The following is a 10,678-nucleotide window of genomic DNA, read 5'->3' as shown; positions in this document are numbered from 1 at the left end:
TCGGCGCTGCAGCGTCTTCGATGACGGTCAGGATCTGCAAACTGCCGTCCTCCCGCACCACCGAAGTCGTGGTTGACGAGTTGTTATTGTCGAAGATCGCCACCCCGGTACCCGCAACGACCGCGTCTGCTGCCTGGTCCGCGAAGGGCAGCGACACCGTCAACTCGCGGTCGCTGGTGCGGAGCGCAGCTCCATCAGCAGCGTCCGTTGGGACGCTGACTTCGACATCGCCCGCGGCGAAGGTTGCAGCCTCACTCCCGGACTCGGACGTGTCAGCGGCCGCGTCGAGGACCTCCGGCGCGACAGAGGCGATAACGGCCAATGCATCCGTGGGCCGTTCGTCAGCGTGCGCCACCGCCGACGTCCCCAGCATCGCAGCAGCACACAGCAGCCCCACTCCTGCCATGCCCACAGTTCTTCCCGTTCGAGACACTGCCTCCCCCTCGATCATCTATTGGGAGCCCTCCGCCCCCTGAACAGTGATCCTATGAGAACACTCAGAGTTCGCAATCCATCGCAAGGATGACTCTCGCACGACCCACCGGCGCAGGCCGGTGTCGCGGGTCGGATGTGCATGCGTCTGTCTATCACCGTCAGCGCCGCTCGCAGCGTCTCAGTAGCCGATCGGCTATTGAGACGGGCTTTCGCTTCTCGCGTTCCTAGCCGGACCCTTTCGAGCAGGTGGCTTCTGCTGCTGTCTGGCCGGTGATGGCCGAGGGGAGCGCAGTGGACGTTGGTGGAGTGCTCGGGGTGACGCTTGTGAGCCCGTCTGGCGGGGATGAGGGTGCATCCGGATCGGTAGATGACGGAGCCCGTGCGGCCTCTGACGGTGCTGCGTTGTCCGGGGACTGTTTTGTCGCGCCTCCACCGAGTGACGAGTCGTTGAGGTTCGTCTTTGCATCGGTTTGTAGCGCGACGTTGAGGGCCTGCGCGGGCTGCTCGTCGACGATGAGGCGGTTGATGTCCGCCGGGTTGGGCAGGGTGGGGTACTGGACGAACAGCACCTTCGACAGGTCAATGCCTCGAAGGGTCAGGGCGAGGGAGACCATCGTGTCGGGGCTGGTGAGGTTGTCGCTGAGGATCATGTTCGACAGCGCTGCTTTGGCGAGCTTGTAAAGCGTCACCGGGTTGGACAGCGCTCCGCCGGGTGCGAGTACCTTCCGGGCCAGTGCGGAGAGGAACACCTGCTGGTTGCTGATGCGCCCGAGGTCGCCGCCGTCCCCGATGCCGTGTCGACTGCGGAGGAAGGCGGAAGCGGTCTGTCCCTCGATGGGATGGACGCCTGGTTCGAGGTCAAGGCCGACGTACGGATCGTGGATCGGAGTTGCCACGCAGACGTCGACGCCGCCGACCGCGGTCGACATGGCTGCCACGCCGTCGAACTTGAGGATGCCGGCGAACTGCGCCTCGACCCCCGTCAGCGATTTCACAGCTGCGACGACGCATCCCAAGCCGCCCTGGTTGCCGCCACGGGAGAGCGCTTCGTTGAACATCGCCCGCACCGCAGGTCGAGTCTGCCCGGTGTCCGTGTCCACGCAGGCCGGCAGCTCCACAACGGTGTCGCGCGGGATGCTGACGGCAGTCATTTGTTGATGGTCTGCGGAGATGTGGATCAGCATGGTGACGTCGTTATTCAAGCTCCCCGGGTCACCTTCGGCAGCTTCGGTCTGGCCCTGACGTGTATCACTGCCGACGACGACGAAGTTGACGGCACCGCGGAGGGCTTCGGCACCGGTCTTGCTGGGCTTCCCGCCAGCACCGATCTGAACCGTCTGCACCGAAGCACCAAGATTCCCGATCGCGATCGCTCCGATGCTTGTCGCACTCGCTACAGCAACGACAGCAGCGATGCCAAGCAGTCTCGCCGCTCCAAGCCAGCTCGACCGGCGAGTCAGTCGCCCGTGACGAACGCTCGCACCTCCGTCGGTTCGATGATTCATATCGATCCCCCTCGCCGCGAACGATAGCAACACGAGCGGAGGTCACGACCGGCGGTGCCGCCCGTTCGGTGTGCGGTGCCCGCAGCCGAGAACGGGCAATGCATCTCGCTGAACGATCGGCTAGCGAGACGGAAAGCATGGTGCCATGCTCTTGCCTGTGGTCCAAGGCGGCGGTGCTCAGTTCCCCCGATGTCGATGCGAGATTCGACGTGCAACGCCGACATCTCTTCGGTCCGTTCTGGCAGTTGACCGTCACCGACACCGTCCTGGGGTGCAACGTGGGCGTCGATGGGGGCGGGCTCCTCACTGGCTACGGATCGGTTCGGAGGGCAGCGCGGTATTCAACGAGCTTCTATCTCGCGCAGCTGGAGCGCAAAGAACGGCGCGGACGCCGATAGAGGATCCTGATGCGACACGCCGCGAGACCCTGCCGTCAAGGGAGCTGTGTGGAGGTCGCCATTAGGTCGACGGGCGCCTTCGCAATGTTCTCAAACCTCAGTTGAACCAACGCCTCGCAGGTCTGCGGTGAGCCGCCGCCGTTCCGTCAGGACTCACCGCCTGAATCTGTTTACTGCCTCGGGCGCCGCGCGAAGCGCTGCGCAAGATCCTCGCTGCCCCACGATGTTCAGAACTCAAGCAGCTTCAACAGCCCTCTGACCGCTGCGATGAGGCCGACGACACCTAGGGTGGCTCCTATCCTTCACCCCCGCCCCGGCCAAGCGGAATCCGATTCAGGCCGGCTCGCTATCTCCTCCTGAACGTCGGCATCAGCGATGCTCTGAAGGGCCTGCAAACCACTCAGGGCATGGACAAGTGTTCGTAGTCGACGTCCCACTGTGCTCCGGCAAGCGAGTAATTGAGTATAGCTGAATCAGTCGAGTAAGCCGTGAGAACTGAAGCGGGATATGATTGAACGATGGCACGTGGATAAGTGTTGAAAGCGGTGCTATTGGGTTGACCTTCGGCGAGGCTTAGTTCGCGCCGAACGCCGAGCATCGATCTGTGGAACGCTTTGCTAAAACTGGTGTGTTTACACTCGATACCCCAGAGCAGGTCGTTCGGCCCGGGATAGCCGCTCGTGCCGGGTACGCAAGCGACGATATCAAGTTCGTGCTTGTCTCCATGTACGGGCTTGCGCGGATGCGCTCCTCGTATCTCGGAACTCAGAGTCCGGACCTCGACGTCAGTCCAGATCGTGAAATTCCTAGTGGGCGTCGAACAATCGAAGTGCAGATACTTCGGGTTCCTCGGGCCGTGCGAGGCGCGTAGACGAAGCAGCTTGCCATTGTTCGCAGATACAGCTATCCGTTCGAGTGATTGGAGCCTCTGCAGCACTGTGGTCAGAGTCCAAGCTTCGTACAATTTCCCGGCACCAAGGTTTTGTGTCGATCTCGACGAGCCGCCTACCGCCGCAAGAGCTTTGCGGATAGTGGTCAGCACATGACTCTTAGCTGGAGTAGTCAGTGGCATCGCGCGCCTCATCCTCATCGGTACCGTCGGATAGGAGGCGGATGAGGGCGTTCAGCTCCTGGATCGCGTCATCAGCGGACAGCGAACCCTCGAAGTACTCCTCTGTTCGGATGCCGAGACGATCCGCGGTCGCCGGATCGGACTCGACAACGAGCACCGGCGGCACCTCTTCACTCAGCACTTCGCTGAGTCGATCCGTGGTCATGCGTACGGCCTGCGTAGAGTGAAGGAATAGTTCCTGGCGAAGTCGTCCCAACAGGGTGAGCAGCTCTGAGCGGGCCGGGGAGTCTTCGCCGGCGTCGTAATCAGCGATGTCCAACAGACCTCGCTCACGCGCAAGATCCCGAACCTGCCCAACGACTTGCCGGTATTCGTCCCGTCGCACGGTGCCCCCTCAAGTGTTGTGGGACACCCTATAGGGGAGTCTGCGGAACAGCTTCGACGGCGTCGAACCCGTTCAGCAGTCTCCCCGATCGGATCCGTGATGGGCGATGTTGGGCTGAGAGGCGGCCAGCGTTCCCGCGGTTCGCGGCCAGCAGGGGAGGTACTGCCATCCAGGTGGGCGCAGCGAGCGTTGCTGTCAGTGGTGCGCCTTACGGTAGCCCACATGGCGACTTTTTCCGCTGACCTCCTTCGATCCGGCAGCACCGAAGAGATAGCCAGAGGTATCCTCTCTGGCAACGACGAGGGGGCGGCCGTCAACGGCCACAATGTCTACGTCAACGCTGAGCAACAGTTTGCGGGCGAGCGTGACTGCCGTGCCCTGGTTGGTCGTGTGAGCGACGGGTGGGCGTGGCTGGTTGCGCACCAGTGCGTGGGACCGAGTGGACAGTCGTCTGGGGGGTGGCAGCGGGTCACCCGACAAGGGGCGCGAATCGGGCAAGCACCGTCAGCGATCCTGGAGCTGCAAGGAGAAGAGCTGCTTGCTGGAGTGACGTCCGAGCTGCAGGTGACAGCGAAGCCGGCGTTCCAGCGGGGTGACTTCGAAACTGCATCATTCGCCGCGATGAAGGCGGTTGAGGTCCGGGTGCGTCACCTCAGCGGCCTCAGCAACGACCTGATCGGCACGAAACTGATGCAAGAGGCGTTCAAACCAGGCGGCCCGCTCTGCGACCGCTCGGCGGAAGCCGGTGAGCAGGTGGCGACCATGAATCTGTTCATGGGTGCCATTGGCGCGTTCAAGAACCCGGCAAGTCACCGAACGGTCGTCTTCACTGACCCGATCGAAGCCGCGGAAGTCGTCCAGCTCGCTGACCTCTTGCTGAGGATGCTGCGACGAGTCGGAGATCGCAACTGAGGAGCGTCTCTGCGGACCACGCTAACTCAGTCCGCTGGCTAGGAGCGCATGGGACTGCTGTCGGTTCGGTTGACTCCTGACCTGTGAGGACGTGGTCCTCGCTGGAAGGATGTCGATCATGGCCAAGCCCTATCCGGAGGAGTTTCGACGCGACGTGATCGCGGTCGCTCGCCGGGGTGAGATCGCGTTGACGCAGGTCGCGAAGGACTTCGGGATCTCCGAGGGAACCGTGACGGATTGGCTCCGACGAGCGGACATCGACGACGGCGTTCGGTCCGGGACCACGACGACCGAGAACGTCGAGCTGCGAGAGCTTCGGAAACGGAACCGGCTGCTGGAGCAGGAGAACGAGATCCTGCGCCGTGCGGCCGCGTATCTGTCCCAGGCGCACCTCCCAAAATGATGTACCCGCTGGTCCGTGAACTCGCCGCCGACCGGATCCCGGTCGCGGTGACCTGCCGGGTGCTCGGCTTCTCCAAGCAGGCGTTCTATGCCTGGCGGAAGAACCCGGTGAGCCGCCGCGCGGCGCGTGTGGCGCTTGTGTTCGCAGCAGCGGCTCTGGTCGATGCACGCCAAGAAGCGGGGACTGAACCGGAAAGCGGGCCCGCCCGTGCACGAGGACCGGGTCCGCCGGACGTTCACCGCGTCGGATCTGGACCGGCTCTGGCTGACGGACATCACCGAGCACAACACGAGCGAGGGCAAGCTCTACCTCTGCGCCGTCAAGGACGCCTGCTCCCGCCGAATCGTGGGGTACTCGATCGACTCCCGGATGCAGTCCTCCCTCGCCGTCGCGGCGCTGCGGATGGCGATCTCCCGCCGGAACCCGTCCGGAACAGTCGTCCATTCGACCGGGGTAGCCAATTTCGTTCGAAGCGCTTCGTCCGAGCGATCGAGGACGCTGGCCTGCTCGGCTCGATGGGCCGGGTCGGCGCGTGCGCGGACAACGCGGCCATGGAGTCGTTCTTCGCACTCCTCCAGAAGAACGTCCCCAACCGCCGGCGATGGGCATCACGCGAGCAGCTGCGCCTCGCGATCGTGCACTGGATCGAGGGCACCTACCACCGCAAGCGTCGACAACGCGGGCTCGGGAAGTTGACGCCCATCGAGTACGAAGCAATCATCAACCCACAGGTCGCGCTCGCGGCCAAAGCCAACGAGTCAACCGAACCTGCAGCAGTCCCCATCGCTAGCCCAGCCGTGAGCTGAAGAGCGCCTTGAACAAAGCGTCGACGTCGTCTGTCGGAACGGAGGGTGATTGGAGTCACCGAGCAAAACGTGACGTACGCTCGTCAGGAAAGCGAGGCGCCATGTCGAAGGTCACACCACTTGTGGTTGCGCAGATGGTTGGTCACAACAGTCCTGAGGAGGCCGTCCTCCGACTTCGGGGCCGGTTTGAGCGCCAGATGCCGGAGCTCGCTGCGCTAGCCGTACGCGCGGGACTACAGGTGTCGGATCAATTCAGCCAGTGGGTCGACCGCGTCGGAATAGAGACCGTTGGTGGATGGCTCGACATCGCTACGGACCCAGCACTACTCGCGAGCCGCTGGAATGAGAGTAAGCACTCGCCACTTCCGGCATTGGCGATGCTGGTCATGGAATCCCGCTTGTGCACTGTCGGCGCAGCGATCGGTTCCTACTTTCGCTCTGGCGGTAGTTCGTACGCCGAAGAGCTCATAGAAGCACGATGGTTGATCGCGGACGCTCTCAGGCGACATGCGTCATCGATACGCTTCAGCGAACCGGTGATTCTCGTTCGAGTATCCGAGCTCGCCGCGTCTGTTTACGAATCCCTTCGGCCTTTCACTAAAGCCTCAAGGGCTAATCGGGACAAATTTCATATTCAGCGACAGGTTGCACGGCAGGCCATTGTTGCGGCACGTATGTCCAGTGGTCGTTTGGAGAAGCTTCAGGAGGCCTTGGAGCATTTGAAGGGCATGCCCGAGGCTCCTACGGATATCTCTACCGCCGTGCTGCGAATCGAGGCGTCGATCGAGCTCTATCATTTAACAGGTGAACGAGCTTATCTTGTCGAAGCCATGCGATTCGCCCAGACGAGAGACGTACCGAACGACGATTGGCCAGCATGGCACCTCATTAACGCCGAGATTTGGCTCAACCTTGCAGATTTCGCGACCGAGCGGGCTCGAGTGCAGTTCCTTTCGCGAGCTGATGAAGCTCTCCGTTCCGTTGAGAATCAGGAACTCGAACTTGCTTACGAGATTCGGTGTGCCATGGATCGGGCTTTGCAAATTCACTTAAGCCTGCCTACGTCAAAATCCAGCACCGTGAGAGGGGTACGCCTTCCGTTTGCGCTTCGTGCGCCACATCAGCTCCCGGAAGTAATCTATACCGCTGCTCCAGAACTCATTGCCGCCCTGCGTCCGGCTGCCGAGCGGGGACAGTATCAGTATCGAGAGTTTCTCGCAGAGTTGCAATCGAGAGTCGCACGAGCCGGCGGAGCGACCAACGGCCAAATGCTTTTGGAAGACGCGGTTCGCCTTCGTCGACCGGTTGGCGTAAAAGACGCCCTCGCTGGCACGCGCGATCTGCTCGCCCAAGCGCAAGACCTGTTGCTGCTGAGCGCGCTTCGTCAGAGCTCCCAGTTGCGAGCGGAGGGATTGGAGATCCTTTTAAAGCTCCATCGTAGAGATCCGAACTCGAGTGAGCCCTTAGTCCTCCTCGCCAACGATCTCGAAGCCCGTGGTGGGATAAGCCTCAAAATTCCGTACGTTCGCGAAGAACTCCTCCATCACATCCAACGGGGCAATTTCACCGAGGTTTTCGAGCTTGCGGCAAGCTGCGCCTTCAATAATCCCGGCCTGCGAGTGAGCGGTCTCGGCGGGCGCGGAGAGACGTACACCGTCGATGACTTCTCTGGGATCACCGGACAGACCTTCGTATTCAAGCGAACCTCCGCAGCCGCCTTGGAGCGAGATGAGCTCAGGGCGAAGGCGATTAGCGCTCGTGTGGCGGCTGATCAGCTGAAGTACTACGACGTCATCGAGCACATCGGCGTGATCCCGATCGAGGATAGTGCGTCCCAATCGTCCTTGATCAGCGTTCGACGTTACGCGCGAGGTCGAACACTACGGCTCGCACTCTCCGAAGCCCCGAGTGTCGAGCGGGTGGGGTTGCTCGAGCGAGCTGCGGTCTTCCTAGGCCTTATCCATGGTTGGGAAAGGGGGACGTCAATCGACGTTGCTTCTCCCCGGAACCAGCTCAAAGAGAAAGAGGTTGGACGCTGGCTGAGGAAGTTGGTAGGGCAGACCGAAAAGCTACGGATGTTCAATGATTGGTGGGCGCTCGTGCAAGGTGTTCCGGCCGTCCCGCGGCGTGATGCCCACACTTTGAATTGGCTGGTCAACGACGACCAAAAGGTTTTCGCTGCGGACCTCGAGGCGACGGGAGTGCGACCCCTTGGCTACGAGCTGTCGCAACTAGTGGACGATCATCCGGTCTTGGCTCCAGAAGATTGGGAAGCAAGACTGTCTATCCTCACCGCGTACCTTTCGAGTGCGGGTCTGCCCGTAACGAGCGAGGTTGAGCTCTCCTACCGGGCGTCTACCGCAGCCCGTGCTGTCGGTATTCTAACTGACTCTCATTCTACGGACACCGAGCGCAATCACGCGTTCCAGCTTCTGTCGCATCTAGCCGCCTCGCCCGTCAACATTCAACTTCAGCTATGGTGCAAGGAAGTGCTGGAATCTTGGAGAGTCAAGACTGGCTTGTCCGATCCAACTCGGCTCACTGCTATCCAGCCGAACGATCGCGTGCGGATCAGTAAGGCGATGTCCTTTCATTTGAGGCACGACCCAACCGCTCAGACCACGCGTGGGGGGTGGATGTTCGTGGAAGACCTCGCTGACGTCATGCGCGAACACGGCCATAACGTGACGCCTCAGCAGCTTCTTGTTGTCGCAGGCGCGCTGGGCGAACCTCGCTTCGAGCTCGACGGCGACGAGGTGCGCGCTGCTTACGGACATTCCATCGCTCGCAGAGCTGACTATGAGGTAGCGACTCCTCCAGCGTGGCTTTATCACGCGACACCGGCTTCCAACTTCGGCTCAATTTTCGAAGGCCGCGGAGGCTTGCGGCCGATGGGAAGAGAGTTCGCCCATCTTTCGACCAATCCGATGAGAGCTTTGACGACCGCGCAGCGTCACGCGAAGGATGTGTTGTTGCTGCGCGTAGCAGGTCGGGACGTGCCCGGATTGGTGCGGGCGGCAGAAGACACCTGGCTTGCGCCGCTCGTCGGAGCGGAGGCTCTCGAGGTAGTCACCGCAGTTGGAGCCGCCGAATTGGAGCGCGCATAGGTCGGGAAGAGAACCAATCCCGGGGAGACCGGGGAAGACGTAGAGAGCGAAGTGTCAATGAGGCGCGCGCGTCTTCGTCGTGGGCGGGCCGTCTCAAGCAGTCAGGAGGACAGCCTGGCTGAGGTGCCCTTCGCGGCAGGCTTAGCGCGTGCTTTCAGGCGAGCTAACCAAGCCAGTCCCATAACCGCCGCCTGTGTCAGCCTCCGCCGTCGTCGCCCTTTTTGCTGAGACTAGGCATACTGGTCGAGGCCACACCAGCGCTACTGGTGTTCGCGAGGCGCGCTACACGCGCGACGCGCGATGGGTGACTTCTGTGCGACGTGTCGCGACGAGGGGCCGAATCATTGCGCCCGACGCCCGTCCCTCGGACACCTCACGCGGCCGTCGCCGCGTTCTCGGTAGAGGGTCCTTCAGCGGACGCACCCTCCTGTCCCGCGCGCACAGCAGCAGCCGTGTCGCACATACCCCGTCCGAATTGAATCTCGTTGAGGGCCCGCCATACGACCGCACCAGCGACGACGGCCGCGAACGAAGAACGCCCCGCCAGCCGAAGCCAGCGGGGCGCCCCCACGAGTCAGACCAGGATCAGAAGTCCCAGTCCTCGTCCTCGGTGTTCACGGCCTTGCCGATCACGTAGGACGACCCCGACCCCGAGAAGAAGTCGTGGTTCTCGTCCGCGTTCGGCGACAGGGCGGACAGGATCGCAGGGTTCACGTCCGTGATGTTCTTCGGGAACATCGGCTCGTAGCCCAGGTTCATCAGGGCCTTGTTCGCGTTGTAGTGCAGGAACTTCTTGACGTCCTCGGTCAGCCCGACCTCGTCGTAGAGGTCCTGCGTGTACTGCACCTCGTTCTCGTACAGCTCGAAGAGCAGCGAGAACGTGTAGTCCTTCAGTTCGTCGCGCTCGGCCTGCGTGAGCTGCTCGAGGCCCTTCTGATACTTGTACCCGATGTAGTACCCGTGGACGGCTTCGTCACGGATGATCAGGCGGATGAGGTCGGCGGTGTTCGTCAGCTTCGCCCGCGACGACCAGTGCATCGGCAGGTAGAAGCCGGAGTAGAACAGGAACGACTCGAGCAGCGTCGAAGCGACCTTGCGCTTCAGCGGCTGGTCGCCCTGGTAGTAGTCCATGACGATGGACGCCTTCTTCTGCAGGTTCGGGTTCTCCTCGGACCAGCGGAAGGCTTCATCGATCTCGGGCGTCGACGCGAGGGTCGAGAAGATCGACGAGTAGCTCTTGGCGTGCACCGACTCCATGAACGCGATGTTCGTGTAGACGGCTTCTTCGTGCGGGGTGACCGCGTCGGGGATGAGCGACACGGCGCCGACGGTGCCCTGGATGGTGTCGAGCAGGGTCAGGCCGGTGAAGACGCGCATGGTCAGCTTCTGCTCGGCCGGCGTCAGCGTGTTCCACGACTGCACATCGTTCGACAGCGGCACCTTCTCGGGCAGCCAGAAGTTGTTGACGAGGCGGTTCCACACCTCGACGTCCTTGTCGTCCTGGATGCGGTTCCAGTTGATGGCCTGGACCCGATCAATGAGCTTCAGCTTCTCGACCAACGCACGTTTCCTTCAAGAGATGGTGACTAAGTGACGGACTGGAGGCGCGGTGCGGGGCCGCCCCGCGCCTCCAGTCCAAAGGTGATCGCGTGAGC

The 10,678-nt window shown here is 62.1% G+C and carries 5 protein-coding genes and 2 pseudogenes; 3 read left to right on the top strand and 4 right to left on the bottom strand.

The window, feature by feature from the left end; genetic code table 11:
- From ACIQUC_RS17550 to ACIQUC_RS17540, 3 genes and pseudogenes are all read right to left on the bottom strand, one after another.
- Positions 1-406: pseudogene (locus ACIQUC_RS17550) on the bottom strand (hypothetical protein); the annotation flags it as partial.
- 253 nt (positions 407-659) lie between these two features.
- Positions 660-1,778 carry an LCP family protein gene (locus tag ACIQUC_RS17545; protein ID WP_402269376.1) on the bottom strand — a complete coding sequence of 373 codons (1,119 nt, stop codon included), beginning with the start codon at positions 1,776-1,778 and terminating at the stop codon, positions 660-662.
- 1,609 nt (positions 1,779-3,387) lie between these two features.
- Positions 3,388-3,795: a hypothetical protein gene (locus ACIQUC_RS17540; RefSeq protein ID WP_402269374.1), complete on the bottom strand. Its 408-nt coding sequence runs from the start codon at positions 3,793-3,795 to the stop codon at positions 3,388-3,390.
- Positions 3,796-4,017: 222 nt separating this feature from the next.
- Here ACIQUC_RS17540 and ACIQUC_RS17535 point away from each other — a divergent pair, with 222 nt between their 5' ends.
- The 3 genes and pseudogenes from ACIQUC_RS17535 (at position 4,018) to ACIQUC_RS17525 (ending at position 9,023) form a co-directional block, all read left to right on the top strand.
- Positions 4,018-4,707, top strand: coding sequence for a TIGR02391 family protein (locus ACIQUC_RS17535; protein WP_402269372.1), 690 nt, complete (start codon positions 4,018-4,020; stop codon positions 4,705-4,707).
- A 118-nt stretch (positions 4,708-4,825) separates the two neighbouring features.
- Positions 4,826-5,856: pseudogene (locus ACIQUC_RS17530) on the top strand (IS3 family transposase); the annotation flags it as partial.
- 161 nt (positions 5,857-6,017) lie between these two features.
- A complete protein-coding gene (locus ACIQUC_RS17525) occupies positions 6,018-9,023 on the top strand; it encodes an RNA 2'-phosphotransferase (protein WP_402269370.1) in 3,006 nt (1,001 codons plus the stop codon).
- A 585-nt stretch (positions 9,024-9,608) separates the two neighbouring features.
- Here ACIQUC_RS17525 and nrdF read toward each other — a convergent pair.
- Positions 9,609-10,583: a class 1b ribonucleoside-diphosphate reductase subunit beta gene (nrdF, locus tag ACIQUC_RS17520; protein WP_022906554.1), complete on the bottom strand. Its 975-nt coding sequence runs from the start codon at positions 10,581-10,583 to the stop codon at positions 9,609-9,611.
- Positions 10,584-10,678: the final 95 nt, after the last annotated feature.

Source organism: Curtobacterium sp. NPDC098951 (genome assembly GCF_044759965.1).
Lineage (GTDB): Bacteria > Actinomycetota > Actinomycetes > Actinomycetales > Microbacteriaceae > Curtobacterium.
This window is presented reverse-complemented; position numbering and strand designations above follow the sequence as displayed.

What these genes read in the sequence shown, in the direction of transcription:
- ACIQUC_RS17535 (WP_402269372.1), top strand. Translation starts at nt 4,018, where the DNA reads ATGGCGACTTTTTCCGCTGACCTCCTTCGATCCGGCAGCACCGAAGAG.
- ACIQUC_RS17525 (WP_402269370.1), top strand. Translation starts at nt 6,018, where the DNA reads ATGTCGAAGGTCACACCACTTGTGGTTGCGCAGATGGTTGGTCACAAC.